The following is a 26,005-nucleotide window of genomic DNA, read 5'->3' on the forward strand; positions in this document are numbered from 1 at the left end:
ACATTGAATCAGAACTTAAACAGAATGGGAATCCCTAAACGTCAACAGGCCCTAGCTCACCCCCAGTATTCGTTAGCTGTGCTCGAAAGTAGTCCTCCAGTGCACCGCAAATCTCAATCATCAAGCGATATGGGCCGTAGGGCGTATGTTGAACGTATGCGATCCGCGTATCTTAAGGCGTTCGACGTGACTCTTAGAACTGGCATCGCACATGTCCCGATAACCGACGATGGGCAGTGGTGGGCAATCCCTGTTCGCGACATGAATACAAAGGATGATGGGATTTGTGCCGATCCTGTCTTGATCGAAGATGGCGACTGAAAAACAACATCGCAAACGTCGTGAGGATGAAACGCGGGCGCATCAAGATGCGCGTCAACTCGCAGCCGTCGAGGCTGGAGATTGGCGGTGGGCTTTGCTGCCTAAGACCGTCAAGGAGGCTGGGCGGCGAAGGAAGGAATATGCGTTCTCGGGCAAACCGTGTGAGCAAGGGCATCTCGCCTGTCGGCTTTGCCCTCAAACGGGGGTCAGTTTTAAATGCAAAACCCGGGTCAGTTTTAAACGCTAATTGACATGAGAGCCTGAACAACGTCACGCCGTCTGATGTCTACTTCGGACATGCACAAGCCATTCTAAACAAAAGAGAAAGGATCAAACGCAAAACACTCGAAACCCGGCGCTTGCAACACCGCAAGTTAGCCGCATAATGAAACCAACCAGATGAGCCAGATACTCGCTTAAATCACGCTGCCTCTGGACCCAAAAACTCTGACGACGGACAGTCCAGAAAAGCAGGGCCATTTCAAAGAAAAGCCGCATGTAGGCGTTCTTATGCGTCCTTATGGTCAGAATATTGTTTGCTAAGTGCTGTATTCACATCAAGATTCGAAGTGCTGGCGGTCTGCCCAGCATATGCAGGGGACGGGATGTTGATAAATCCTGCCATAAAATAGCATTTTGAGTGCTGGAAGTGCGCTAAACTATCTGTTACATTCAAATACGCGAATATCTTAACCGGATTAGGACCAGCGAACAGAAAAGCCGTATACGGCTGTTTGCCAGAGGGGGGAATAGAATTGAAAGATCAAATATTAGAACAGCTGAAAAGCATTACGTTCGGGCCAAAGGGCGAGGATATTGTATCGTCGGGCATGGTCTCGGATATTGTGATAGAGGGCGGTAAAGTCATCTTCTCGATCTCTTTGCCGGCAGGGGCGAACGAGGGGGCCGGTGATTTACAGAAACGCGCCGAGCAGGTGGTTTCGGCGATTGATGGGGTGGATATTGTGCTGGTGGTTTTAACTGCCGAGCGCGCCAAAGCCCCGCGCGATAAAGAAGCGCCAAAGTTAAGCAGTAAACCGGACCGCCCTGTGGGGCCTGACATGCGGCCAGCAGCCGGGGCCATCCCCGGGGTGAAAGCGGTATTAGCAGTGGCGTCGGGCAAGGGCGGGGTTGGTAAATCGACCACCTCTGTCAACCTTGCGCTGGGGTTGCGGGCATTGGGGCTGAAGGTTGGCCTGCTGGATGCGGATATTTACGGGCCGTCCATACCGCGGCTGATGGGGATTACAGAGCGGCCCGAGATCATCAACGAACGCATTGTGCCGATTGATCAATACGGTATCAAGGTGATGTCGATGGGGTTCTTGATGGACGAGGACTCGCCAGTGATCTGGCGCGGTCCGATGGTGGTTTCTGCCGTGATGCAGCTGGTGCGTGAAGGGGAATGGGGCGAGCTGGATGTGCTGGGTCTGGACATGCCGCCGGGCACGGGGGACGCGCAATTGACGCTGGCCCAGCAGGTTCCGCTGGCGGGATCGGTGATTGTGTCGACGCCTCAGGATCTGGCGTTGATTGATGCGCGCAAGGGGTTGAAGATGTTCAAGAATGTCGATGTGCCTATTTTGGGCATTATCGAGAATATGAGCACATTTATTTGCCCGCACTGTGGCGAGACGTCGGACATCTTTGGTCATGGTGGGGCACAAGCCGAGGCGGCCAAGCTGGGGGTTATGTTCCTTGGGGCGGTGCCGCTGCACATGGATATTCGCAAGTTTTCGGATAAGGGCACGCCAGTGGTGATTGCTGATCCTGAAGGGGTTCATGCCAAGATATACAAGACCATTGCCATGAAGGTTGCAGCCTTGATGGGTGAGGCGGGAAGTGACGAGGAGTAGGTGTCGCCGCCTGACGGCGTCGACCCGCGCTCGCCCCTAATGGGGCTCGCGCGAGTGGCCTCCGGCGGAGGTATTTAGAGCAAGAAGAAATGGAGACGCCCCGCGACTGGTTGGTCACGGGGCGTTTTTTGTTTGGTGGTGGTGGGGTTAGTCGCGCATGGCAACCCATTCCATGTATTTGATTCCGATCACGCCACCCAGAATGATGAAGATCAAGGTGATGCCTGATCCAACCGCCAATGTCGAAAACCCTGTGACGCCTTGGCCAATCGTGCAACCTAGGGCCACAACGCCGCCGATGCCCATCAGGGCCGCGCCAAAGGTGTTGCGCACTGTGTCGCTTTTGTCGGCAAACGTGGACAGCGCCAGTTTGCCTTTGCTAAGGGCACCGATAAAGCCGCCCAGTAGAACGCCAGCGAAGGTCATCACGTTAAAGCCTGGCGTTTCATAGGCCGTGGCACGCATCAGGTAATTCACCGTATCGCCTGCCGGACGCACGAATGACATCGAGGCCAGTGCCACAGGCACATCGGCGAAATCATCCTGTGCCAGTCCGGTCAGCATCCAGCCCGCTGTGACGCACAGCCCGATGCCGACACCGGCAATGATATGCACAGGAGATTTGCGAAAACCCGCGTCTTTGAAGCAATAGACCAGCAATCCACCCGCGAGGATGGCCAGCGCGATCCATGTGGACTGAGTAAGGTCCATGCCGGTGAGGCGGGCGATGATATCACCAAAGCCTTGTTTTTCCATGCCCATGCTGGCCAGATCAATCGTGGCATTGCCGAAAATCGCCACACGCAAGGGGCCGAGCAGCCCGCCGATGGTCATATAGGCAAACAGCCCCGCCACCAGTAGCACGAAGCCCGAGCGCAGATCGCCAGCACCTGCCCGCACCAGATTGCGGGTGATGCAGCCGCCCGCCAGCACCATGCCAAAGCCAAAGGTGAGGCCACCTACAACATTGGCCAGCCACGTCAGGTTGGGCTCCATATACATAGAGGAGCGGTAATCGGCGACGCCAATGTTTTGCAGCCACGCCAGCCCCAGCATGGCGGTTGCGGTGGCCAGCAGCCACGAGCGAAAACGGCGTTTATCGCCAAAGGACAGCATGTCCGAAATCGAGCCCATGGTGCAGAAATTGGTCACATAAACGATGTATCCAAGCACCGTGGCAATCAGCAATCCGCCCCATGTAATGTAGAATCCAGGTGAATCGATCACCATTTCCCGTAGTGTTTCCAACATGTTATGTCCCTGTTCCGTTTGTTATTATTATACGCGGTTTATTACATATACAGGTATTACCATGTGTTGTTGTGTCGGCAAAAGAGATTCTATGCCTGCGGCGCAAGTATTTGCTGCAAGAAGAAGGATTAGAGCGAGCCCTTTGGGGTCAGGCTCATGGTGAATTTGCCGTCCTGATCGTCTGCAAACCAGCTGAGTTTATCGCGCAGGGTGACAACGCCACCGATGATGATGATCGAGGGGCCGGTGAATTCTGCATCAGTGGCCTTTTGGTAAAGATCGGCAATGGTGCCGGTGATGATGCGCTGGTTTGGTCGTGTGCCGTTGTCGATAATCGCGGCCGGTGTGTCTGGATCAACGCCGTGGCTGGCAAAACCCTCAGACAGGATTTTCAGGCTGGACAGGCCCATGTAAACCGCGACGGTCTGGTTCTTGCGCGTCAAGACGTCCCAATCCAGATCAAGCACCCCGTCGCGCCCGTGTGCGGTGACGAAAATGCAGGATTGGGCGTGGTCGCGGTGGGTCAGCGGAATACCGGCGTAGGTCGAGCAACCAGCGGCGGCGGTGATGCCGGGCACCACCTGAAACGGGATGTTGTTTTCGGCCAGCATTTCGATTTCTTCGCCGCCACGCCCGAAAATGAACGGGTCCCCCCCTTTGAGGCGCAGCACGCGTTTGCCGTCTTTGGCGAGTTTGACCATCAAGGCGCTGATGTCTTCTTGGAACATGGTGTGGTGATCGGGGCGTTTGCCCACGTAAATACGTTCGGCATCACGACGCACCAGTTCCAGAATGTCGTCAGCAACCAGACGGTCATACAGAACGACATCGGCGCGTTGCATCAGGCGCAAGGCGCGGAAGGTCAAAAGGTCCGGATCGCCTGGGCCAGCCCCAACAAGGAAAACTTCGCCTTGCTCGCAAGGCGCACCTTTGCCGGTGGCACAGGCAAGCGAATCCAGCAGATGGGTTTGCGCACTTTCCAGATCGCCGGATAGAAAGTGATCACCGGCGGGGCCATCAATCATGGTTTCCCAAAAGCGGCGGCGCTGGGTCGTGCTTTTGATTCCCGCCAGCACACGGTCGCGGAACTGGCCCAGAAATTCGGCCATGCGCCCATAGGCAGGGGGCAGCAGGCTCTCGATTCGGGCGCGAAGGATGCGGGCGATCACGGGGGCGGTGCCGCCGGAAGAAATGGCGATGACCAAGGGCGAGCGATCCACCACAGAGGGGGTGATGAAGTCGCAGTATTCACCAACATCGGCGACATTGGCCAGAACATTGGCCGCTTTTGCGCCCTTGTGCAGGATAGCGTCACGGGCATCGTCTTCGGAGGCACCATAAGCGACGATGGCACCGGCAATGTCAGCCTCGGTGATCGCCCGTGTATGATGCGTCAGGTTCTCGTGCCCGATAAGGGTGGCAAATTCATCGCTAAGATTGGCATCAAACACGTGGACATTCGCGCCAGCAAGCAAGGCGCGTTCAACGCGACGTGCGGCCACCGTAGTGCCGCCATCAACGACCAGTTTCTTGCCGCGAATATCGAGGAAAATCGGGAGGAAATCCATGTGGTTCACTTTCAATAGGCGCTTAGCCCTGGTTGGTTTTTGCCCATTCCGACAGGGTGGCACCGAAATCGGCGGCATTGACGGGGTCCAGATCAAAGATGGTAAAGCGGCGTTGTTCGCGGATGGTGACGCGCAGCCAGTTCGAGCCATTATCGTAGGCCACGTTTTTCAACGTCACATGCTTTTTGAACGGAAAGTTGAATTCGGCAACATCGGTGATGACTTCGTCAGACATATTTCAACCCCGCGGCAAAAACGGATTCCAACCGCCATTCCCATTTTTTCGGGGTGTCCTTGTAATCAGGTTTGACGTCGAACTCGAGAAACATCTCGCCAGACTCGCCCGCGTGGGCGACCAATAGTTCAAGCGCAATGAAGGTGTCGATTTCGGGGTGCCCGATGATAAGATCACTAAGTCTGGCCATTTATGTTCTCCCTGTAACGCGATTATGGAACCTTACACGCATCATAAGGCGTGTGCTGGCATTTTCGCTGTTTGCGTCAAAACCGGTGCGGTTGTGAAGCGAATTATTGCACAGAAGGCCACCGCCATCCTGCATTTTGATCGTCTGTATATAGGGATCATCCGAATTCAGCACCGATTGCAGGAACGCTATCGCTGCATGCGTGGCCGTATCATCGCGCCACTCAATCGAACGGGTGCGCGCGGTATAGCGCATTTCCAGATGGTCGTTTTGCGGGTTCACTTCAAACACAGGGCCGATGCTGGCGGGGCGCACCTTGCCGTTTGTTTCAACGTTCTCGGGGATGGTCATGGCGGACGGATGCATCAAGGCAGTGATGAAATCGGGGTTTTCGTCGCGCAGCCGGATATAGGCAATTTCGGGGTCAAAAACCTGATTGACCCCGCCAGTATCGGCGGCGCGCACGCAATGCAGCACCATGGCGCGGATCTTGTCATCGGGCGCATTATAGTATCCGTCGGTGTGCCAGTTCATCGGTTTCTTTGAGTAGGGGATATAGCCTTTTTGGCCGACAGAATCAGAGACCTGCAGCGAAACGATTCCGTCTTTTCCGGCTGATCTGTGCTTCTCGGCAATGCGCAAACCCATGTTTTGGGCGAATTGCCGCAATAAATTACTAACCGCATCGGGATGGTTAGTTTTTTTGGTATCACGGTAAAAAACGGCATTTGATATTTCGCATCTTCGAAACAATTCATCATGTTCGGCTGGTGTTATCGCCGAAAGGTCACCAATCTGCACGGGTTCGGAATTTGCAAGTAAATCAGTCGCTTGTTCCAGCTTGATCATACGCCATGCTTGATAGTCGGCGTCCGTGGCTGAAGCCAGATTAAATCTGTCGGGGAATTGTGTGTTGCGGTTCTCCAACTATTACGCCTCCGTGGTTGATTGGGTTAGATTGTTTCGTTTCGTATCTAATTATCGGAATATTTAGATGCAATGTGCAATCTGCGACAGCTTTATCTTTACATTCAAAAAGTGTAATGTAAAATCAATCTAAACGAAGGCTCACGATTTCGGTCTACTGAATTCTGCAGAAATGCTAATCAGGCAAGACATCTAAATCTGGGGCTTAAATGAATTCGGGGGACAAAACCCGATGAAACGCGCGAAAAGGGAGTTTGTTATGAAAGATGGCGATCATAAAGACGGCAAAGCCAAAGAAGCTGAAATCCACCCAACACCGATGTTGGACCAGTTGGAGGACGGGCCTTGGCCGAGTTTTGTAACCGGCCTAAAGCGGCTGCGTGATGCCAAGGGCGAAAAATACGCCCCGATGATGAATGACCTTATGGGCCAGTTGAACCACTCTTATGAAAACCGTAAAGGGTATTGGAAGGGTGGCGTTGTTTCTGTTTACGGGTATGGCGGCGGTATTATCCCGCGTTATTCCGAAGTGGCTGACAAATTCCCTGAATCAAAAGAATTTCACACCCTGCGTGTTATGCCGCCTCCCGGCTTTCACTATACCACCGAAATCCTGCGCAAATTGTGTGACGTATGGGAAGAGCATGGCTCGGGCCTGATCGCGCTACACGGTCAATCCGGTGACATCATGTTGCAGGGTTGTACTTCAGATAACACCCAAGCAGCGTTTGACGCGATTAACGAGCTGGGTTTTGATCTGGGGGGCGCTGGCCCTGCATTGCGCACCGCCATGAGCTGTGTGGGCGCTGCCCGTTGCGAGCAATCCTGTTTTGATGAAGCCAAAGCGCACCGCGGCATCATCAACCGTTTCCTGGATGAAATGCACCGTCCGTCGCTGCCTTATAAGTTCAAATTCAAGTTTTCGGGCTGTGGTAATGACTGTGTGAACGCGATCCACCGTGCTGATTTCGCGGTGATTGGCACATGGCGCGACGACATCAAGATCAACCAAGAGAAGGTGAAAGAGCACATCGCCGAGAAGGGCCGCAAATACACCATCGACACCGTTGTTTCGATGTGTCCGACCCGCGCGATTTCGCTGAATGACGATGATACAATGGACATCGACAACAAATCTTGTGTGCGCTGCATGCACTGTATCAACGTTATGACCAAGGCGCTGAGCCCGGGTGATGACAAAGGTGTATCGGTGATGATCGGCGGCAAGCGGTCGCTGAAAGTGGGCGACATGATGGGCATTATGGTTAAACCGTTCATCAAGCTGGAAACCGACGAGGACTATGAGGCGCTGGAGGAGTTTGCCGAAGAGTGCATCGAATTCTTTGCCGACAACGCACTGGAGCACGAACGGGTCGGGGAAACCATCGACCGGATTGGTCTTCCGTCCTTCCTCGAGGCTGTTGGTGTCGAGGCTGACCCGAATATGGTCAACCACCCGCGTACATCCAGCTATGTTCGTACCGATGATTTCGATGAAGAGGCCGCCAAGTGGTTCGAGCGTAAAGCGCTGGACGCAGGTATGACGGTCGACGGGTAATCATCCGGTCTGGGTTAACTGAAATAGACAACTCTGCGGCCCTGAGGGGGGTGCAGAGACAGGGAGAAGAAAATGAACGACGAAAAAGTCACTCCAAGAACCGCCGATGAAGTTGGTGTGCCGGATCACTTTCAGTATATGCATCCGGTTATGGAAAAGAATCACGGTAAATGGGATTACCATGATCGCCCGCGCCCCGGTGTTCTGCGTCACGTCGCCAAATCCGGCGATGTTATCTATACTGTTCGCGCCGGCACCCAGCGCCAGATGGACGTTTTCACCATACGCACCCTGTGCGACATCGGTGACGAATTTGCCGATGGCCATATCCGTTTTACCACCCGTTCCAACATTGAATATATGGTGGCCGACGAGGCCAAAGTTCAGCCGCTGATCGACCGTTTGGGCGAAGGTGGTTTTCCTGTGGGCGGTACCGGTGCGTCCGTTTCGATGATTTCGCACACGCAAGGCTGGCTGCATTGCGATATTCCGGGCACGGATGCCTCGGGTGTTGTGAAGGGCTTGATGGACATGTTGCATGATGAATTCATCAACGAGCACATGCCAAACCGCGTACGGATCACCACATCTTGCTGTCAGATCAACTGTGGTGGCCAAGGCGATATTGCAATCAACGTGCAATATACCAAACCACCGAAAATCAACCACGATCTGGTTGCCAACGTCTGTGAGCGCCCTGCCGTTGTGGCTCGTTGCCCTGTGGCCGCGATCCGCCCTGCGATGGTGGACGGCAAGGCAACTCTGGAAGTTGACGAGAAGAAATGCGTTTGCTGTGGTGCCTGTTATCCACCGTGCCCACCGATGCAAATCAACGGTGCAGACAGCACCAAGATCGCGATCTGGGTTGGTGGCAAGCACTCCAACGCGCGCTCCAAACCAACATTCCACAAGTTGGCGGTTGCCAACTTGCCCAACAACGCACCGCATTGGCCAGAAGTGAACGCTGTCGTGAAGCGCATCGTCCAGGCTTACAAGGAAGATGCGAAACATTGGGAGCGGATGGGCGAATGGATCGAACGTATCGGTTGGAGCCGGTTCTTTGACATGACTGACCTCGCGTTCACCAAACACCACCTGGATACATGGACTGGCGCACGCAAGTCCATGAACCAATCCGCACATATCCACTTCTAAGAGGCGAATAACGTGAAATTCGGAGTAGTAGTCAGCGAAGGCCCTTATACGCACCAAGCGTCTGATACGGCCTATCATTTCGTGACCGCAGCGATTGCTGCCGGCCACGAGGTTCCACGGGTGTTTTTCTATCACGACGGGGTTAATGTGGGCACGCGCCTATCGATCCCGCCGCAAGATGAGCGCAACATTCAGGAACAGTGGACAGCATTGGCCGCCGAGCATGGCACCGATCTGGTGATTTGTATCGCGGCTGCCCAACGCCGTGGTCTGCTGGACAAAAACGAGGCAGACCGCCAAGGCAAAGATGCCGATAATATTGCCGAGGGGTTCCGGATTTCCGGTCTTGGACAACTCATTGAAATGGGCATCGACGCTGATCGACTGCTGACATTCGGGGACTAGGGGGAAAGACATGGAAGATGGTGTTAAAAAATTCCTCTATGTAAATCGTAAAGCGCCTTATGGCACGATTTACGCGCTGGAATCGCTAGAAGTTGTGCTGATTGGCGCGGCTTTTGACCAGGATGTGAGCCTTGCGTTCCTTGACGATGGTGTATTTCAACTGGTGAAATCCCAGGACACGAAAGAAATCGGTGTCAAGAACTTCTCGCCGACTTTCCGTGCGCTGGGCGATTACGAGGTGACCAAGCTGTTCGTCGAGAAGGAATCGCTGGATGAGCGTGGCCTAACCGCAGACGATTTGCAGGACATCACTTGGGAAGACGAAGATGAGGATTACGTCGAAAAGCCGTCGATCCGCATTGTCAGCCGGTCTGAAATGGCCGACGTGATGGCCGACCAAGATGTAATTTTGAGTTTTTAGGAGGCTGATATGGCAACTTTACACACAGTTAACAAATCACCCTTTGCAACGCAGACATTGCTAAGCTGTCTGGGGCACGCCAAAGCGGGCGATACCATTCTGCTGATTGAGGACGGCGTTTATGGCGCGGCCTCAAATACAGAATTGGCCGATGCAATGGCCGCCATGTCAGGAAATGTCACGCTGGCGGTTCTGGCACCGGATTTGAAAGCACGTGGCATAGACGAGGGACGTCTGATGGACGGTGTGAAAGCCGTCGACTACGTAGGATTTGTGGAATTGGCGGCCACAACGGACCGCACGCAAAACTGGCTGTAAGAAACAACCGAAAAGATAGAAACCGATCAAAGCAAGGATACTAAAATGTCATATGAACTAGACGGTCAAGAGATCGCAACCGACGAAGAAGGCTACATCACAAATCTGTCCGATTGGACACCTGAATTGGGTTCCGTGATTGCCAAAGCAGAAGAAGTCGAAATGGATGACGAGCACTGGGCTGTGGTCAACTTTCTGCGTGATTACTACGAGGAATACCAAATTGCCCCGGCTGTGCGCGTTTTGATCAAATCGATCAAAAAATCCATGGGCCCAGAAGTTGGCAACAACAAATACATGTATGAGTTGTTTCCATATGGTCCAGCCAAGCAAGCCTGTAAAATTGCAGGTCTGCCAAAGCCAACTGGCTGCGTATAAACCTATCTAACCCCCCGAAACAAAAGCAATAAATTCGGGGGGCGTTGTCTGGGAGGACTTCAAGTGTTGTCAACACTTTATGCAGTGCTGTTCTATGTGGCCACGGTTATTATGATCGTTGGCACCGGAATGAAGGTGTTTAAATACGCCCGCACACCAGCACCGTTGAAGATCCCGGTTTCACCCGCGCCGCGCACCAAAAAAGGTGTCTGGTTCCGGATGTTCAAAGAGGTGGCGTTCTTTCAAAGCCTGTTCAAATCCAACAAATGGATATGGATATTCGCGGTCCTGTTCCATGCGGGCATGCTGCTGGTTCTGCTACGCCATTTGCGCTATTTCACCCAACCGGTCTGGTGGTGGGTTGAGCTGATCCAGCCAATCGGCGTTTACGCGTCTTTCGCAATGCTGATCGGCCTTGGCGGCTTATTGCTCCGTCGCATTGTGGTACCGCGCATCCGTTACATTTCGAGCCCGTCCGATTATCTGATGCTGATCCTGTTTCTGGGTATTGTCATCACCGGTATGGGGATGAAATTTGTCATGCCGGTCGACATCTTGGCCGTCAAACAGTTCTTTCTGGGCCTGATGCGGTTCCAGATTAACGCGTTGCCGATGAACGTCGGTGTGCTGATCCATCTGGGGCTGGTGGCGATCCTGATGATCATCTTCCCGATCTCCAAATTGATGCACGCGCCTGGTCTGTTCTTTGCCCCGTCGCGCACGCAGGTCGATAACGCCCGCGAATTCCGGCATTTGTCCGCATGGGCAAAACAATTGTCCCCGTTGCCCGAAGGCATCCCCGAAGAAGGAGATAGCTGAGATGGCACCGCATGACATGAACACAGACGACGCCAGCAAATCCGTAGGCGATCCGTTCAAAATCCCGAAACTTGAATGCGGTGCGATGGCGGACAGTAATACATATGCCGCCGCCCCCGCTCATAACGAGGCATTGGGTTTTCCTGGCGAGTTGCTGGACGATTGGAAAGAGGTGGCAATTGCCAAACTGGGCGAGTTGGCCGAGAGAAACCGCGCCTTTAAGGTTTACCTCGATACCTGTATAAAATGTGGCGCCTGCACTGATAAGTGCCACTATTTCCTAGGTACGAGTGACCCGAAAAACATGCCGGTTGCGCGCCAAGATTTGCTGCGTTCGGTTTACCGCCGCTATTTTACATTCGCGGGCAAATATTTCCCGTGGCTGGTGGGCGCGCGTGATCTGACCAAAGAAATTCTGGACGAATGGTATACTTATTATCACCAGTGCTCGCAATGTCGACGCTGTGCAGTGGCCTGTCCAATTGGCATTGATACCGCCGAAATTTCGATGGCTGCGCGCGAGATTTTGGACAGTGTTGGTATGGGGCAGAAATACTGCAACGAGATCATCGCCAAGCTGAAAAAGACGGGCAACAATCTGGGCCTGAACCCCAAAGCCCTGCGTGCCACGCTGGAAGATCTGGAAGAAGATCTGGAAGAGGAAACAGGCATCGCGGTGAAGTTGCCGCTGGATGTGAAAGGCGCTGATATTCTGCTGATCACGCCTTCGGCTGACTTTTTCGCCGAACCGCATATCGACGGTTTGCTGGGCTATGCCAAAGTGTTCCACGCAGCGGGCGTTAGCTGGACAATCAGTTCCTACGCCTCCGAGGCGGCAAATTTTGGCATGTTCATCGGCAGTTACGAAAACATGCGCGAAGTATCATGGCGCATCCGTCAGGCGGCCAAGGATCTGGGCGTTAAGCGGATCATATTCGGCGAATGTGGCCATGCGTGGCGGGTTGGATATTCTTTTTTGAACACACTGGCAGGGCCATTTGATTTTCTGGATCAGAACTACCCTATCCCGCAGCACATCATGGAATTTACCAGTGATGCAATTGATGATGGCATCCTGAAAATAGATAAATCCAAAAACGACGAATTCGTGATGACCTATCACGACAGTTGTAACGTGGCGCGTGGATCAAGCATGGGACGCAAGGAAGGCGGCCAATTTGATCTGCCGCGCAAAGTGCTACAAGCGGTCTGTAACCATTTCCACGACATGGAACAGGACACCATCCGCGAAAATACGTTCTGCTGTGGAGGCGGTGGTGGATTGCTGACCGATGATTTGATGGATTTGCGCATCAAGGGCGCGAAACCGCGGATGACAGCGCTGCAACAGGTCACGCAGGATCACGGCGTTAACAAAATGGCAGCGATCTGCGCCATTTGCAAAACCCAGTTTTCCAAGGTGATGCCGAAATACGGCTATGAGATGGACGACATTATGTCGGTGCACCAACTGGTCGCCAACGCCGTCATACTGGACAGCCAAGAAACAGAAGAAGATGACGCGCCGGAGACGGCAGCAACGGAGGAGAAATAAGATGGACGGTCAACACAACTCATACCGGCGCTACGAAGAAGGCGAAACCGAAGCGGATTTTGATCTGGAAGACAAAATCTTTGTGCAGGACACATCGTACAAGTGCCCGACGTACATCAACAAAACTCCACCATGTCAGGGGTCATGCCCGTCGGGCCATGAAATCCGTGGCTGGTTGGCGATTGCACGCGGCATGGATAAACCTGTGGTCGAGGGCATGGCGTGGCAAGAATACGCCTTTGAGCGCATGGTCGAAGCCAACCCGTTTCCCGCCACGATGGGCCGCGTTTGTCCGGCCCCCTGCGAGGCTGGTTGTAACCGCAACGAGGTCGACGATTACGTCGGCATCAACGCGGTTGAGCAATATGTTGGCGACTGGGCCAATGAAAACGACGTAAAAGCCCCCGAAGTGGGCACCGACACGGGCCGCAAAATCGCGGTCATCGGCGGCGGGCCCGCGGGCCTTGCGGCAGCGTTTTTCCTGCGCAAAGATGGCCACGGGGTCACCTTGTTTGAAGAGCATAGCGAACTGGGCGGTATGATGCGATACGGCATCCCCGGCTACCGGACCCCGCGTGACATGCTGGACAAAGAAATTGGCCGCATCACCGCGATGGGCGTTGATGTGCGTTGCAATACCCGCGTTGGCACCGATGTTTCGGTGGACGAACTGGACAAAGCCTTTGATGCGGTGTTCTGGGCATTGGGGGCGCAAAACGGACGTGGGTTGCCGCTGGACGGTTGGGAAGCCGCCGAAAACTGCATTAACGGCGTTGATTTCCTTGACGCATTTAATCAGGGCTATGTTCTGGGCACAGCGAAAAAGGTGATCGTGGTTGGCGGTGGCGACACCTCAATCGACGTTGCATCCATCGCGCGTCGTCTGGGTAACATCAGCGACACTGGCCAAGACGATGCCACAGATTTCCTTGGTCATGATGTGGCTGGATCATTGGTGCGTGATGGCATGGAAGCGACGCTGACATCGCTGTTCCCGATTGAAAAAATGACCGCTGCCGAACACGAGCGTGAAGACGCGCTGCGCGAAGGTGTGGACATCAAGGGCGGGGTTATGCCGCTTGAGCTGATCGTTGATGATGCCGGTTTGGCGACCGGCATGAAGATGTGCGAATGCGTGATGAAGGGCAATGCGCCTGAAGCGATTGAAGGCACCGAATTTGTGCTGGAAGCCGACATCATCATTTCCGCCATCGGCCAGTTCGGCGATTTCACTGGCATGGAAGATTTCGACAATGGTCGCGGTTCGATAGATGTTGAGCCAACGTATGCCGTGAAAGGTCGTGAAAAACATTTTGCGGGCGGTGATATTCTGAAGCCACACCTGCTGACCACCGCGATTGGTCACGGGCGCATTGCGGCTGATGCAATCACCGATTTTCTGGATGATGGCGAAGTTGAAAAGCGCCCACCAATCGATGCGCCTCATTTCAACCTGCTGGAAGAACTGAGACAGCGAGGCCACGCGCCTGCGGCCTATGACCACATTCAAGCAGCCGGAACAGACCAAGCGGAATATGCGGTTCACAACTATGAGGACCGCTCGAATTCGCAAATAATCAAGCATAACGAGCTGTTCAAAGGCCACTTTGATTTTGTCAAACGCGAAGTGCGGGACGAGGTGCATATCGGGGCTGACGATGTGCTGGGCAACTTTGAAGAACGCATCATTGCTTATTCCGAAGAACAAGCCCAGAAAGAGGGCGAGCGCTGCATGTCTTGTGGCATGTGTTTCGAGTGCGATAACTGCGTGATCTACTGCCCGCAAGACGCTGTTAGCCGTGTCAAGAAATCGGACCGCACGGTCGGGCGCTACGTGGAAACTGACTACGGAAAATGTATCGGTTGCCACATCTGCGCAGATGTTTGCCCGACCGGTTACATAAAAATGGGTCTTGGAGCGTAAAATATGAAGCGGCTGATAGCATCCCTTCTGATCATGTGCGGGCTGGCCGCGAGCGGGGCATCTGCGGGATCTTTGTATCCTGAAATTCCCAAGGCAGTAGGCGCTGCGCACCCAGAGGGGAACGCATATATGCGGATCAATCACATGCGCCTGTTACGCCATGATCGGGATGAAACCATGCGCCTGGGCAACCGTGACACGCAATATTCCATTAAGGAATGCGTGGCGTGTCACGCGGTGACGGGGCCGGATGCTTTGCCGATTTCGGTCAAGGCGGACGGACAATTCTGTAGCAGCTGCCACGAATACGCCGCTGTGAAAATCGATTGTTTCCAGTGCCATAATTCGAAACCCGAAGAAGGTTTCACAAAGCTATTGATGCAATCACCTGCGCCGACAGAAGATGAAATCGCAACCTATCTTGACGAGGTGTTGCAATGAAATTGCCCGCATTGAATTCAACCGCCGTTCGTCCCGCTGAAATAAACCGGCGTGACTTTTTCAAATCCGGTGCGGCGGTGGCATCAGTAACTTTGGCCCCCGGCGTGACCCTGATGGCCTTTGGCGGTGAGGCGAGCGCCAACGCGGACCCCGACAAACGTTGGGGCTTGTTGATTGATGTGAATAAATGCGCGACCGATTGCAACGCCTGCGTCAAAGCCTGCTCGGACGAGAATGGCTGGAAGCTGGATGGCAATCCGGAAACCGACGCCCAATGGATCCGCAAGGTCGACCTGACCCACAAGCAAACCGGCCGCGAGGCATCTTTGCCGATGATGTGCCAGCACTGTGAAGAGCCGCCCTGTGTGGACGTATGCCCAACTGGCGCGTCGTTCAAGCGGGCGGATGGCATCGTTTTGGTTGATAAACATACCTGCATTGGCTGTCGCTATTGCATGATGGCGTGCCCGTTCAAGGCACGTTCGTTCGTGCACGAGGACGTCGAGGATCAAAAGTCCTACGCCCCACGCGGCAAAGGCACGGTCGAGAGCTGCACCCTGTGTGTGCACCGCGTTGATAAAGGCGGCATTCCGGCCTGTGTGGAATCCTGTTCGGCCACGGGTTATGGCGCGATGATGTTTGGTGACTTGAATGATCCCGAAAGTGAGATCGCCAAGGCCCTGAAAAACTACAACTCGATCGGCCTGCGGGACGATTTAAGACTAAACCCCGGCGTTCGCTATTCGAACCTGTAAGGGAATGGAGACTGAATACATGGAGCGCACTGTCTATCGCGAGGTCAAACCGACCCCCGCCATCTGGATGATTGCCGCTATTATGGGCGCGTTCATCGTGGCGGCTGGCCTGTCGGTTCTTTACATTGAGCACAACGGGCATATCGTTACCGGCATGAACAACCAGATTGTCTGGGGCCTGCCGCATGTGTTTGCAATTTTCCTGATCGTTGCGGCCTCGGGCGCGCTGAATGTGGCGTCCATTGCGTCCGTTTTTGGCAAGATCGAGAACAAGCCGATGGCACGGTATTCGGGTTTGTTGTCGATTGCTTTGCTGGCTGGGGGTTTGGTCGTGCTGGTGCTGGACCTTGGTCGTCCTGATCGTTTGATTGTGGCGATGACCACCTATAATTTCACATCCATTTTCGCGTGGAACATCATATTATATAACGGGTTTTTCGCCATAGTCGGCGCTTATCTGTTCGTGCAGATGGCCCGCGGCATTGCACCTGGAGTGGTCCGCGCTGTCGGCACGGCGGCCTTTGTTTGGCGGCTGGCATTGACCACCGGCACGGGATCGATCTTTGGCTGGCTGGTGGCGCGCCCCGGTTATGACGCCGCGATCATGGCACCTCTGTTTATCATCATGTCATTTTCGTTCGGACTGGCATTTTTCATTCTGGTTCTGGGCACCACCTTCCCGTTGACGGGGCGCTATATCGGGCCAAATCTGGTGAAACGTCTGGGCCGGTTGCTGGGTGTGTTCGCTGTGGCGGTGCTGTATTTCACCGCAGTGCGACACCTGACAAATCTATACGCCGCCGAGCATGGCGATTTCGAGCGCTTCATCCTGTTTGGCGACACCATGTTTACCCCGTTGTTCTGGATCGGGCAGGTGCTGATTGGCGGGGTTGTTCCAGCGTTGATCCTGTTGCGCCACGCCGAAAAGACCAGCAAGGGGCAGGTTATGTTTGCCTCTGTCCTGATCATTCTGGGGGGGCTGATGCATCTTTATGGAATCATCATCGGGGGTCAGGCTTTCCCGCTGGAAATTTTTCCCGCCTATGAAGTGACCAGCACTTTTGCTGATGGTGCGATCAACAGCTACACCCCCTCAATCTATGAATGGGCCTTGGGGCTGGGCGGTGTTGCATTGGCGGTGATGATTGCCGGGATGGGTGTGGTGGCATTTCGGATATTGCCAATGAACCTTTCTGACAGCAATATCGACCCTACCGACCCTGATTTCTGATAGGGTTTACGTGATAGCGTTTGCGGACGTGGCCAGTGTCGGGGCTGTAGGTTTCTTTTGAAAAGGTTTGGGCATGGCACGTTTCATGATCGCGGCGGCGCATAAATCATCCGGTAAAACTGTGATCAGCACGGGGTTGGCGGGCGCGCTGACGGCGCGGGGTGATGTGGTGCAGTGCTTCAAAAAGGGACCGGATTATATTGACCCGATGTGGCTGGCAGCGGCCAGCGGGCGGCCCTGTTACAATCTCGATTATAACACCATGTCAGTCAGTGAATTTACCGCGTTGATGTGGGATCGTTCGCGCAATGCAGATGTGGCGATGATCGAGGCCAACAAGGGGCTATATGACGGGGTGAAACTGGATGGCACAGACGCCAATTCAGCGCTGGCCAAGATCACACAAACCCCTGTTATTCTGGTGATCGACACAGGCGGGATGACCCGCGGGATTGCGCCGCTGCTGCTGGGGTATCAGGCGTTTGATGAGGTGAACATTGCCGGCGTGATCCTGAACAAGGTGGGCGGGCCGCGCCACGAGGGCAAGCTGCGGGCGGCAGTAGAAGCCTACACGGACATCCCCGTCATTGGTGCCGTCGGGCGAAATCCGGCGCTGGATATTGGCGAGCGACATCTGGGTCTGACCACCCCGTCGGAAACCGAACATCTGGATACTAAGATCGCGGAAATATCGCGGATTGTCGGCGGGCAGGTTGATCTGGACGAATTGATGAGAATAGCGGCAACCGCGCCCGTTCTGGACGTGCCCGCACCATCGGCCGTTACGGCGCGGTTCAAAGGCCTGCGCATCGGCTATGCGCGGGATCGGGCTTTCGGGTTCTATTACGCCGATGATCTGGACGCTTTTGCGGCACTGGGGGCTGAACTGATCCCGTTCAACGCGCTGTCGGACACCGTACTGCCCGATGTTGACGGGCTGTTTCTGGGCGGGGGGTTTCCGGAAACCCAGATGGCCGCCCTGTCGGCTAACACCGCGCTGCGTGGGCAGATCAAACAGGTGCTGGCGGCCGGAATGCCGTGTTATGCGGAATGCGGTGGGTTGATGTATCTGTGCCGCAGCATGGCGTGGCATGGCGAGGCCCATGAGATGTGTAATGTGGTGAGCGCGGATGCGGTGATGTGCGAGCGCCCGCAGGGGCGCGGGTTGGTGGAATACACCACCACGCCAGACCACATTTGGGGGCAACGTGATGGTGTGGCCCACGCGCACGAATTTCATTACGCGCGGCTGGACAATGTGGATGCGGGCACAAGGTTTGGCCGAAAGATAATCCGTGGCAATGGCATTGACGGGGCCAATGACGGCATCGTAACGGGTAATGTTCTGGCTGGGTTTTGCCATCAGCGAAATACGTCGGCTAACCCGTGGGTTGCACGGTTTCTGGATTTTGTGCAACGGGTGAAAACCAGCTGAAGCGCAAAAGAAAAGCCCCGCAAGGTTATGCGGGGCCAATCAGGATTATAGTTTTAAACGGCGGTTAAGCGCGTTTAATTTCAAACAGATAGATGTCGCCCTCGGAGGATGAGCTCATCAACTCGTTGCCTGTGTGCGTGCAAAATGCTGCGAAATCGGCAACCGAACCCGGATCGGTCGAGCGGATTTTCAGCGTGTCGCCAACATCCATACCTTTGAGCGCTTTTTTTGCTTTCAGGATCGGCAGCGGACAGTTCAGACCTTCTGCGTTCAGTTCATGTTCAGCCATAGTAACCTCTTTTATGTTGGTTGATTGTTGTTAGATAAACAGATTGATGTCGGATTTCGCAGCCACTTCCATATAGGTCGCAGCCCCGCCCAATTCAATGCCGTCGATCATGTCTTCTGGTTTGTATTCAAACAGATCAAGCGTCATCTGGCAGGCGATCATGCGGATATCCAGATCAACAGATGCCTCGCGCAGATCCTCGATCGAGGCGACGCCCTTTTGCTTCATTAGGTTTTTCATCATCTTGCCGGCAGCACTGCCAACACCGGGCAGAACCGACAGAATGTTTGGCATCGCCATGTGACCACCAAACATCGGCATTTCCATCGCAGGATTGCCCAATGGGGTGAATTTCATATTCAGTTTCTTTTTCAACAGCGGGAGGCCGTAAAAGGTAAAGAACATCGTCACCTTCATATCCATTGCGGCGGCTGTAGTTCCCAGAATAAACGGGGGGTAAGCCCAGTCTAGTGAGCCTTTGGTCACGATGATCGACATGCTCTTTGCATTGTCCGTGCTGTCATCTAGCATTTTCATTCCTCCCGTTCATGCGTTATTAGTATTGCGATAATTGAATATATATTACACCAAATGTCAAGTCACAGCCTTGTGCGTATGGGCCTACTGGCGGGATCCAGGATAAAATGCCTTGGGTCTCGCAGGCTGCGGGGTGGGTATTGCCCAGATGTCTAATTGTTGTTCAGCCCCTGAACACCGGCTCGGCCTGATAACAATCTGACAATCACACTGATGGTGATAATGATCAGTACCAGCATCAGGGTCACAGCACCCGAATGCTGGGCCATGTCCTGTTCTTGATAGGCAAAAATCACGCCGGTCAGCACCATATTGCCTGGCGACAGCAGCAAAATGATCAACGAAAGTTCCCGCATTGCGGTGATAAACGTTAGCAACATTCCAGCAACCAGCCCGCTCATTGATAGCGGGATGATGATACGGAACATGCGGCGGAACCAGCCAATGCCTTGAACTCGCGCGGTTTCTTCCAGTGATTTGTCGATTTGCAGCATTGCGGCGATGCCGGTGCGTGATGTGAACGGCAGGTTTTTAATCACGGTGATCAGCACCAGAATGGCGAAGGTTCCGTAGAGGGCGGGCAGGGGCCCGATCGAGGTCGAGAACATGCCGATATAGATCGCACCCAGCGCGATAGAGGGGAAAATATATGGGGCGAATGCAATACCCTCGAGCCATTTTGATATCTTCATCCCGCGTCCGCGCACAACCGCATAGCCGACCAGAAGGCCAAGGAAGCCGTTGAACAGGGCCGCCGAAAAGCCCAGTTTGACGCTGTTGCCAAGGGCCTCCATGATACCGCCGTTATGCAGCACGCCTGCTTCGCCATAAGCGAGATTAACGTCGCCCTGACCGATCCAAAAGTAAGTTGTGAGGTTGGAAAAGCTGTAATCACCGGGGATCAGGGTAAGTGATTCCCACAAAAGCAGGGTCAGCGGCATGAACACGGTGATGATCAAAAACACGATCACGGCGATGGTCGCGGGCCAGCGCCACACGCCCAGATTGGCCTCGCGTTTGCGAAACCCCTTGCCGGTCATGGTGACATAGCTTTTACGCACCCCGATGATGCGGCTGTTGATCCAGATGAAACTGATCGCCAAGATGATCAATACCAGCGCCAGAACGTAAGCATCCCCCTGATTGCGCGCATTAATCGACGCGTAAATCTGGGTTGAAAAGGTGAAAAACCGCACCGGCAGGCCCAACAGGGCAGGGGTGCCGAATGTGCCAAGGATGCGGATAAAGGTCAGCACCACGGCGGACCCTAGGGCAGGTAATAGTAGCGGGATGGTGATGCGGCGTATGCATTGCCATTTGCTCATCCCGCTCATTGCGCCGGCCTCTTCCAACTCGTTATCCACGGTGGCCAAAGCGCCCGAGATCAGCAGATAGGCATAGGCATAGTAATGCAGCGACAGGGTGATCACGATGGGGAAGAACCCGTATGATATCCAGTCGGGAGGTCGCACGCCAAACAGGTAGGTCAATAACCCTTCCGCCCCACCGATCCGGTCATTTTTGAACAGGCTTAACCACGCCAGCGCCATCACCCACGACGGCATCATATAGGGAAACACCAGCATTGCGCCAAACACGCCTTTGAACTTGATATTCGTGCGCACCATCAGCCACGCAAGGACAGAGCCAACCGTGACGCCTATGGCCGTCACGGCCACGCCCATCGACAGGCTGTTGATCAGCGGTTTGAAAAACAACGCTTTGGAGATCGGCTGCATGAACACGCGGTCCAGATGGAACAGGGTGAACGCGCCGACTTCGCCATCGGGGCGATAAGACAAATCATAGCTTTGAAAGGTGAACGCATCGCGGATAATCTGGAACAAAGGCACCAGAACCACAAAGCTGAGGAACGCCAAACACAACACCCCGATCACCAGTTCGGGGCGGTTTTTTAGCCGGTAAACCTGATAGCCCAGATTGCGGGTCGACCATAGTGGTGGGCGGCCTGTGCTATGTTCCAAAGTTGATGCCATTCCCGTTTCTACCTTTTTTCCAATGCCTTACAGGGCAGGGGTGAGATTGACAGTGCTGTCGGGGTCATAGAAATTCAGCGCCTCCAGCGGGAAATCCACCCATAGGGATGCGCCCTCAATCATTGTCTTGAAACCGGACATCAACAGGGTGATCGGGGTTTTTCCTGCCACTACCTGAATGATCGTATCCGCGCCGGTTGGCTGCACGTTTTCGACAGTGACATGCAGCCATTTTGGTTTGGATTTATCCGAAACCAGAATGCTTTCGGGCCGGATTGAAGCGGTCAGCTTGCCGTCGCGCCCTGCCAGTTGTTTAGCTATGGGCAAGGAGAGATCACTACATTCCAACTGCCCCGCCTTCACATCCCCCGCGAACAGATTGATCCGCGGATCACCGATAAATTCGGCGACAAACAGGTTCGCCGGATGGTGGTAAATATCATAAGGCGTGCCTTCCTGCATGATCCGCCCCTCGTCCATGATGATGATGCGGTCCGACAGGGTCAGCGCCTCGATCTGATCGTGGGTCACGTAAACCGTGGTGGCGTTCAAATCGCGGTGCAGTCGTTTCAAACCGGTGCGCATTTCGGTGCGCAATTTGGCGTCCAGATTGGACAGCGGTTCGTCCATCAGCAGTACGGATGGGCGCAGCGCAATCAGGCGGGCCACAGCGACACGCTGTTGCTGTCCCCCTGACAATTCAGATGGGTAACGTTCACGCAATTCGGTCATCTGCACCAGATCAAGCGCGGTTGTCAGACGCGTTTCGATCTCGCTGGCACTAAGCTTCTTCTCTTTCAGTGCCAGCGTAATGTTTTTGGCGACCGTCATATGCGGCCACAAGGCGTAGGATTGGAAAATCAGGCCAAGCCCGCGTTTTTCCGGCGGCACGATAATACCTTCACTGCGCGAAAACAGCACGCGGTCGCCCAGTTCAATCACTCCGTCGTCGGGTTCTTCCAACCCTGCAATTGCCCGCAGGGTTGTGGTTTTGCCGCAGCCCGATGGCCCCAGGATCGTTAAAAACTCGCCCGGGTGAACGGTCAGATCCAAATTGTGGATCGCAACCGCTTTGCCATAGGATTTGCGAATGCCGGTAAGCCGGATTTCTTCCATGTTTGAATGCCCGCCCGTCTTATTGGCTGGACTGGATGAGCCAGAAATCACGCAAGCGTGGCCCCTGTTCCCACATGAACGTATCGGACACTGACCAGCCTTTCATTTCGTCCCAGATTTCGCCGCCTTCAGGTAGTGGAACGTCAGAACGCGGGCTAACGGAGCCCGCATCGTGATAGGGTGCAAGTCCTTGTAACAGATCAAAACTTGCGCCTTCCAGATAGGGTTTAGCAATCACTGTATCGCTGTTGATGTCGATATTACCCAGCAGATACGCGGTGAACAATTTGGCGGCATTCGGGTGCGGCGCTTGGGCTGCAACCGAGGTGAAAGTGGGGTAAACCATCTTTGATGCTGGATCGAGATCAGACATAATGGCGTTCACATTGCCCTTGGATTCGTTGCGCGAAATATAGGTCATGTTGGTAAACGCGATCAGGGCGTCATCCTGCCCCGCCTTGCCAGCCGCATCGGCCAGTTTGGAGCCGGATTTGAAGATCACCAGATCATTGGCAAGCAGGCGGGCAACGAATTCATATCCCGCATCCGGCACACCGTCACCCAGCACGATGTCCTCGCCCGTCAGCCGTTTATAGGCAGCGGCCATTTCCTCGGGGTGTTGCACCAGTGTCGCCAGCCCCATCAGGGATGACCCCGATGACATCGGGTTCTTGATACCGACTTTGCCTTTGAAATCGGGCTGTGTCAGCTGCCAGACATTGGTGATTGGCGGCCCATCAGGATTGGCCTCTGTATTATAGAAAAACACAATCGCCTCGTTCACGCGGATCAGCAGTGGATCACGATTTTCGACCGGAATTCGGTCCATATATTGGGCAGGCACATAGTTGAAAATACGCCCCTTACCCAGTAACTCGTGGATCACTTGGCCCGAATTGCCAGTGGTGATCACGTCGACATTATAGATGCCCGCGTCTTGTTCGCGCACGGTTTTCTCGATGGTTTTGACCGATCCCAGATCGAACAGCGTCATTGTGATGCCTGGATATAGGGCCTCAAAGTGGTCCTTTAGTTTAGCAATCCGGCCTGAGGAGGAATAGATCACAACCTCGCCTTCAGCGGTGGCTTTGGCGACAATATCGGCCCAGTCCTCGGTGCCATCGGAATAGCTGCCAAGCGCATTTGCTTTTAGCCACGCATCCGTCTCTGCCGACATTTCCTGTGCCGTGCTTTGTGCAGGCGCGGTTGCCACAATGGCTGCGGTTGCGCCGGCCAGAATGGTGCGCATGAATGTGTTAGGTCGTAATGACATTTTATATTCCCCCCATGGATCACGCCTGCGCTGATAGCGGATGCCAGCAGTAGCGGCAGTGTTTTTGCATGGTCAAAAGTGGACACGGGATGGGGCGCCCGAGTCAAGAGAAAAAGGGGTTTCATGGGCAAAGTGCCGGATATAACCACCTGAAAAACTGTAATAAATGTAACCTTGAGGGGTGGTCCTTAGGGATGTTACGAAACTAGTGGCTTTGCATTTTCAATATGGTGTCCAGAATTTCCACCACACCCGTCGCAGTTGGTGCCTTTGCTATTTTCTGACACATTGTCTTCACCTCTGGCGCGGCATTTTCGGGGCACATGGCGTGGTCAACAAAGGATAAAACCGCAAAATCGCCTGCGCTGTCACCAATAGCATATGTCGTGCATTTCGCCGCTCCGTACCGGTTCAGCAACCATGCGGCACCCGTCCGTTTGCTGATGCCTTTTGGGGAAATATCGACAGCACAATTCGACGGGGCCCAGATCACATCGTATTCGGAACATCGGGCCTGATAGGCGTCTTTGATCGCGCTGATTTCAGCGTATGATTTTTCAATAATCCCGGGTCCGGTCAGGCACAGCCCGAACTCATTGCCCGGCTCGAACGTATGGGTGTTTTCCTGCCCGACGATGGTTTGCAAATGCCGTCGTAAATCTGTCATCACTTGCAGGTCAGGTTTTTCCGGCATCGGAAAAACCTGCTCGGTCTGCGGGTCAAACACCATAGCGCCGTGTTCGCAAACAAACGGGGTTTGCACGCCCAGAATTTGTGCCATCGCTTCGGCATAGGGTTGCGGGCGGCCAGTGCATAGGGAAAACATCACGCCCAAATCTGCCAGCGTGCTGATCTGCCCCCGAATATGCCCAAGGGCATCCAGATCAAGCGCAACATGCTTGCCTGCGTTCAAGCACCCGTCGATGTCACAGAAAATAATCGAATGTGGTTTTGTCATTTCGGTTTAATTTGCCACTAGCCGGATGTCGGACGGATCAATGTTTATCGAAACATTATCGCCCATAGCCAGTGGGTTGGCTGCGCTGTTGGAAATCACAAACAGCTGCCCCAATTCGCCATCCACAGTGTATTGAATCTGGTTGCCCAGATAGGCGGCATAGCTGATCACGCCGTCAAACCCACCGTCCTTGGCTTTGCCAAACAGCCGGATCTGGTGCGGCCGGATCACGATTTTGGCGGGGCCTTTGGGGCGGTCGGTATTGGGCACGGTCAGCTTATGACCAACGACCTCGATGTCGGCGGTTTCACCATTTGCCGCCATCACTTCGCAATCTATCAGATTGGCGTCACCAATGAAATCGGCAATGAAGGTGGAATTGGGCCGCTCATACAAATCATGGGGCGTGCCTTCTTGGGCAATTTCGGCGTCTTTCATCACGATAATACGGTCCGATACAGCCATCGCCTCTTCTTGGTCATGTGTCACGTAAACCGCCGTCAGCCCCAGATTTTGCTGGATTTGGCGAATCTCCTCGCGCACATGGCGGCGCAGTTTGGCGTCTAGATTGGATAGGGGTTCGTCCAGCAACAGAACTTCAGGTTCCAGCACAATGGCGCGGGCCACGGCAACGCGTTGCTGCTGACCACCGGATAATTCGGATGGCAGGCGCGGCCCATATCCGGCCAACCCGACCAGCTCCAACCCTTCCTCGGCCTTCTGGTGTGCTTCGTTTTTGGGCGCCGATTTCACCGTCAGCCCGTAGGCCACATTTTCCAGCACCGTCATGTGCGGGAACAGCGCGTAGGATTGAAACACCATTGAAACCTTACGGTAAGTGGCCGACAGATGGGTCACATCTTCGCCACCAATCAGGATGCGGCCTTCGGTAGATGGCTCTAGCCCTGCGATCAGGCGCAGGGTGGTGGTTTTACCGCAACCCGAAGGGCCAAGCAGGGTCACAAGCGTGCCCGGTTCGATCTTCAGATCCAGTTTACGCAACGCCGTAACCGCGCCGTATTTTTTCACAACGCCTTCAAATTGAACCGAACCTGTGGTGGATGTTGTCATCTGTTGTCTCCGGTGAAATGT

At 54.2% G+C, this 26,005-nt stretch carries 27 protein-coding genes; 15 read left to right on the top strand and 12 right to left on the bottom strand.

What is annotated here, in order from left to right; genetic code table 11:
- On the top strand, positions 1-321 hold a 321-nt coding region (locus tag ACWB12_RS12040; protein ID WP_479530329.1), incomplete at its 5' end, for a hypothetical protein.
- Between the two features lie 755 nt (positions 322-1,076).
- Positions 1,077-2,177 carry an Mrp/NBP35 family ATP-binding protein gene (locus tag ACWB12_RS12045; RefSeq protein ID WP_479530330.1) on the top strand — a complete coding sequence of 367 codons (1,101 nt, stop codon included), beginning with the start codon at positions 1,077-1,079 and terminating at the stop codon, positions 2,175-2,177.
- Positions 2,178-2,324: 147 nt separating this feature from the next.
- Here ACWB12_RS12045 and ACWB12_RS12050 read toward each other — a convergent pair whose 3' ends face one another.
- The 5 genes from ACWB12_RS12050 to ACWB12_RS12070 all read right to left on the bottom strand — a co-directional run bounded on the left by ACWB12_RS12050 (position 2,325) and on the right by ACWB12_RS12070 (position 6,348).
- On the bottom strand, positions 2,325-3,428 hold the full coding sequence (locus ACWB12_RS12050; RefSeq protein ID WP_479530331.1) for a YeeE/YedE family protein: 1,104 nt from the start codon (positions 3,426-3,428) through the stop codon (positions 2,325-2,327).
- Between the two features lie 128 nt (positions 3,429-3,556).
- The gene (gene cysG / locus ACWB12_RS12055) at positions 3,557-4,996 is read right to left on the bottom strand and encodes a siroheme synthase CysG (RefSeq protein ID WP_479530332.1); all 1,440 of its coding nucleotides are present in this window, start codon (positions 4,994-4,996) and stop codon (positions 3,557-3,559) included.
- Between the two features lie 22 nt (positions 4,997-5,018).
- Entirely contained in the window at positions 5,019-5,231 is a 213-nt protein-coding gene (locus tag ACWB12_RS12060; RefSeq protein ID WP_479530333.1) for a DUF6967 family protein, read from the bottom strand.
- A complete protein-coding gene (locus tag ACWB12_RS12065; RefSeq protein WP_479530334.1) occupies positions 5,224-5,421 on the bottom strand; it encodes a hypothetical protein in 198 nt (65 codons plus the stop codon). Before ACWB12_RS12065 ends, ACWB12_RS12060 begins: the two co-directional genes overlap by 8 nt.
- Positions 5,422-6,348 carry a TauD/TfdA family dioxygenase gene (locus tag ACWB12_RS12070; RefSeq protein WP_479530335.1) on the bottom strand — a complete coding sequence of 309 codons (927 nt, stop codon included), beginning with the start codon at positions 6,346-6,348 and terminating at the stop codon, positions 5,422-5,424.
- 259 nt (positions 6,349-6,607) lie between these two features.
- On the opposite strand from ACWB12_RS12070, the gene dsrA reads away from it, so the two are divergent.
- The 13 genes from dsrA (at position 6,608) to ACWB12_RS12135 (ending at position 18,743) form a co-directional block, all read left to right on the top strand.
- Complete coding sequence (gene dsrA, locus ACWB12_RS12075; RefSeq protein WP_479530336.1) at positions 6,608-7,906, top strand: dissimilatory-type sulfite reductase subunit alpha; 1,299 nt, start codon at positions 6,608-6,610, stop codon at positions 7,904-7,906.
- Positions 7,907-7,978: 72 nt separating this feature from the next.
- Positions 7,979-9,061 carry a dissimilatory-type sulfite reductase subunit beta gene (gene dsrB / locus ACWB12_RS12080; protein WP_479530337.1) on the top strand — a complete coding sequence of 361 codons (1,083 nt, stop codon included), beginning with the start codon at positions 7,979-7,981 and terminating at the stop codon, positions 9,059-9,061.
- A 12-nt stretch (positions 9,062-9,073) separates the two neighbouring features.
- Positions 9,074-9,466 (top strand): sulfurtransferase complex subunit TusD, encoded by a 393-nt coding sequence (gene tusD, locus ACWB12_RS12085; protein WP_479530338.1) that lies wholly within the window; start codon positions 9,074-9,076, stop codon positions 9,464-9,466.
- 10 nt (positions 9,467-9,476) lie between these two features.
- Entirely contained in the window at positions 9,477-9,887 is a 411-nt protein-coding gene (gene tusC, locus ACWB12_RS12090; RefSeq protein ID WP_479530339.1) for a sulfurtransferase complex subunit TusC, read from the top strand.
- Between the two features lie 9 nt (positions 9,888-9,896).
- Entirely contained in the window at positions 9,897-10,205 is a 309-nt protein-coding gene (gene tusB, locus ACWB12_RS12095) for a sulfurtransferase complex subunit TusB (RefSeq protein ID WP_479530340.1), read from the top strand.
- Between the two features lie 45 nt (positions 10,206-10,250).
- Complete coding sequence (locus ACWB12_RS12100) at positions 10,251-10,583, top strand: TusE/DsrC/DsvC family sulfur relay protein (RefSeq protein ID WP_479530341.1); 333 nt, start codon at positions 10,251-10,253, stop codon at positions 10,581-10,583.
- A 66-nt stretch (positions 10,584-10,649) separates the two neighbouring features.
- Complete coding sequence (locus tag ACWB12_RS12105; protein WP_479530342.1) at positions 10,650-11,402, top strand: respiratory nitrate reductase subunit gamma; 753 nt, start codon at positions 10,650-10,652, stop codon at positions 11,400-11,402.
- A gap of 1 nt (position 11,403) precedes the next feature.
- Entirely contained in the window at positions 11,404-12,957 is a 1,554-nt protein-coding gene (gene dsrK, locus ACWB12_RS12110) for a sulfate reduction electron transfer complex DsrMKJOP subunit DsrK (protein WP_479530343.1), read from the top strand.
- Between the two features lies 1 nt (position 12,958).
- The gene (locus ACWB12_RS12115; protein WP_479530344.1) at positions 12,959-14,881 is read left to right on the top strand and encodes an NAD(P)-binding protein; all 1,923 of its coding nucleotides are present in this window, start codon (positions 12,959-12,961) and stop codon (positions 14,879-14,881) included.
- Between the two features lie 3 nt (positions 14,882-14,884).
- On the top strand, positions 14,885-15,322 hold the full coding sequence (locus tag ACWB12_RS12120) for a hypothetical protein (protein ID WP_479530345.1): 438 nt from the start codon (positions 14,885-14,887) through the stop codon (positions 15,320-15,322).
- On the top strand, positions 15,319-16,077 hold the full coding sequence (dsrO, locus tag ACWB12_RS12125; protein WP_479530346.1) for a sulfate reduction electron transfer complex DsrMKJOP subunit DsrO: 759 nt from the start codon (positions 15,319-15,321) through the stop codon (positions 16,075-16,077). Before ACWB12_RS12120 ends, dsrO begins: the two co-directional genes overlap by 4 nt.
- 19 nt (positions 16,078-16,096) lie before the next feature.
- Positions 16,097-17,308, top strand: a complete 1,212-nt coding sequence (gene nrfD / locus ACWB12_RS12130) for an NrfD/PsrC family molybdoenzyme membrane anchor subunit (RefSeq protein ID WP_479530347.1) — start codon at positions 16,097-16,099, stop codon at positions 17,306-17,308.
- A 73-nt stretch (positions 17,309-17,381) separates the two neighbouring features.
- Positions 17,382-18,743 carry a cobyrinate a,c-diamide synthase gene (locus tag ACWB12_RS12135; protein WP_479530348.1) on the top strand — a complete coding sequence of 454 codons (1,362 nt, stop codon included), beginning with the start codon at positions 17,382-17,384 and terminating at the stop codon, positions 18,741-18,743.
- Positions 18,744-18,807: 64 nt separating this feature from the next.
- On the opposite strand, the gene ACWB12_RS12140 is transcribed toward ACWB12_RS12135, so the two are convergent.
- From ACWB12_RS12140 to ACWB12_RS12170, 7 genes are all read right to left on the bottom strand, one after another.
- Positions 18,808-19,032: a sulfurtransferase TusA family protein gene (locus ACWB12_RS12140; protein WP_479530349.1), complete on the bottom strand. Its 225-nt coding sequence runs from the start codon at positions 19,030-19,032 to the stop codon at positions 18,808-18,810.
- Between the two features lie 30 nt (positions 19,033-19,062).
- Positions 19,063-19,563: a sulfur carrier protein DsrE2 gene (gene dsrE2, locus ACWB12_RS12145; protein ID WP_479530350.1), complete on the bottom strand. Its 501-nt coding sequence runs from the start codon at positions 19,561-19,563 to the stop codon at positions 19,063-19,065.
- Between the two features lie 158 nt (positions 19,564-19,721).
- Positions 19,722-21,566, bottom strand: coding sequence for an ABC transporter permease (locus ACWB12_RS12150; protein WP_479530351.1), 1,845 nt, complete (start codon positions 21,564-21,566; stop codon positions 19,722-19,724).
- 27 nt (positions 21,567-21,593) lie between these two features.
- Positions 21,594-22,682, bottom strand: a complete 1,089-nt coding sequence (locus ACWB12_RS12155; RefSeq protein WP_479530352.1) for an ABC transporter ATP-binding protein — start codon at positions 22,680-22,682, stop codon at positions 21,594-21,596.
- A 19-nt stretch (positions 22,683-22,701) separates the two neighbouring features.
- Positions 22,702-23,955 (bottom strand): ABC transporter substrate-binding protein, encoded by a 1,254-nt coding sequence (locus tag ACWB12_RS12160; RefSeq protein ID WP_479530353.1) that lies wholly within the window; start codon positions 23,953-23,955, stop codon positions 22,702-22,704.
- Positions 23,956-24,160: 205 nt separating this feature from the next.
- A complete protein-coding gene (locus tag ACWB12_RS12165; RefSeq protein WP_479530354.1) occupies positions 24,161-24,913 on the bottom strand; it encodes an HAD family hydrolase in 753 nt (250 codons plus the stop codon).
- A 6-nt stretch (positions 24,914-24,919) separates the two neighbouring features.
- Complete coding sequence (locus ACWB12_RS12170) at positions 24,920-25,984, bottom strand: ABC transporter ATP-binding protein (RefSeq protein ID WP_479530355.1); 1,065 nt, start codon at positions 25,982-25,984, stop codon at positions 24,920-24,922.
- Positions 25,985-26,005: the final 21 nt, after the last annotated feature.

Source organism: Profundibacter sp. (assembly GCF_056498605.1).

Coding starts and splice junctions, on each gene's coding strand:
- dsrE2 (WP_479530350.1), bottom strand. CDS start 19,563: ATGCTAGATGACAGCACGGACAATGCAAAGAGCATGTCGATCATCGTG.
- ACWB12_RS12140 (WP_479530349.1), bottom strand. CDS start 19,032: ATGGCTGAACATGAACTGAACGCAGAAGGTCTGAACTGTCCGCTGCCG.
- dsrB (WP_479530337.1), top strand. CDS start 7,979: ATGAACGACGAAAAAGTCACTCCAAGAACCGCCGATGAAGTTGGTGTG.
- nrfD (WP_479530347.1), top strand. CDS start 16,097: ATGGAGCGCACTGTCTATCGCGAGGTCAAACCGACCCCCGCCATCTGG.
- ACWB12_RS12065 (WP_479530334.1), bottom strand. CDS start 5,421: ATGGCCAGACTTAGTGATCTTATCATCGGGCACCCCGAAATCGACACC.
- ACWB12_RS12050 (WP_479530331.1), bottom strand. CDS start 3,428: ATGTTGGAAACACTACGGGAAATGGTGATCGATTCACCTGGATTCTAC.
- ACWB12_RS12115 (WP_479530344.1), top strand. CDS start 12,959: ATGGACGGTCAACACAACTCATACCGGCGCTACGAAGAAGGCGAAACC.
- tusB (WP_479530340.1), top strand. CDS start 9,897: ATGGCAACTTTACACACAGTTAACAAATCACCCTTTGCAACGCAGACA.
- ACWB12_RS12135 (WP_479530348.1), top strand. CDS start 17,382: ATGGCACGTTTCATGATCGCGGCGGCGCATAAATCATCCGGTAAAACT.
- ACWB12_RS12100 (WP_479530341.1), top strand. CDS start 10,251: ATGTCATATGAACTAGACGGTCAAGAGATCGCAACCGACGAAGAAGGC.
- ACWB12_RS12160 (WP_479530353.1), bottom strand. CDS start 23,955: ATGTCATTACGACCTAACACATTCATGCGCACCATTCTGGCCGGCGCA.
- dsrK (WP_479530343.1), top strand. CDS start 11,404: ATGGCACCGCATGACATGAACACAGACGACGCCAGCAAATCCGTAGGC.
- cysG (WP_479530332.1), bottom strand. CDS start 4,996: ATGGATTTCCTCCCGATTTTCCTCGATATTCGCGGCAAGAAACTGGTC.
- ACWB12_RS12060 (WP_479530333.1), bottom strand. CDS start 5,231: ATGTCTGACGAAGTCATCACCGATGTTGCCGAATTCAACTTTCCGTTC.
- dsrA (WP_479530336.1), top strand. CDS start 6,608: ATGAAAGATGGCGATCATAAAGACGGCAAAGCCAAAGAAGCTGAAATC.
- tusC (WP_479530339.1), top strand. CDS start 9,477: ATGGAAGATGGTGTTAAAAAATTCCTCTATGTAAATCGTAAAGCGCCT.
- ACWB12_RS12155 (WP_479530352.1), bottom strand. CDS start 22,682: ATGGAAGAAATCCGGCTTACCGGCATTCGCAAATCCTATGGCAAAGCG.
- ACWB12_RS12150 (WP_479530351.1), bottom strand. CDS start 21,566: ATGGCATCAACTTTGGAACATAGCACAGGCCGCCCACCACTATGGTCG.
- ACWB12_RS12170 (WP_479530355.1), bottom strand. CDS start 25,984: ATGACAACATCCACCACAGGTTCGGTTCAATTTGAAGGCGTTGTGAAA.
- ACWB12_RS12165 (WP_479530354.1), bottom strand. CDS start 24,913: ATGACAAAACCACATTCGATTATTTTCTGTGACATCGACGGGTGCTTG.
- dsrO (WP_479530346.1), top strand. CDS start 15,319: ATGAAATTGCCCGCATTGAATTCAACCGCCGTTCGTCCCGCTGAAATA.
- ACWB12_RS12120 (WP_479530345.1), top strand. CDS start 14,885: ATGAAGCGGCTGATAGCATCCCTTCTGATCATGTGCGGGCTGGCCGCG.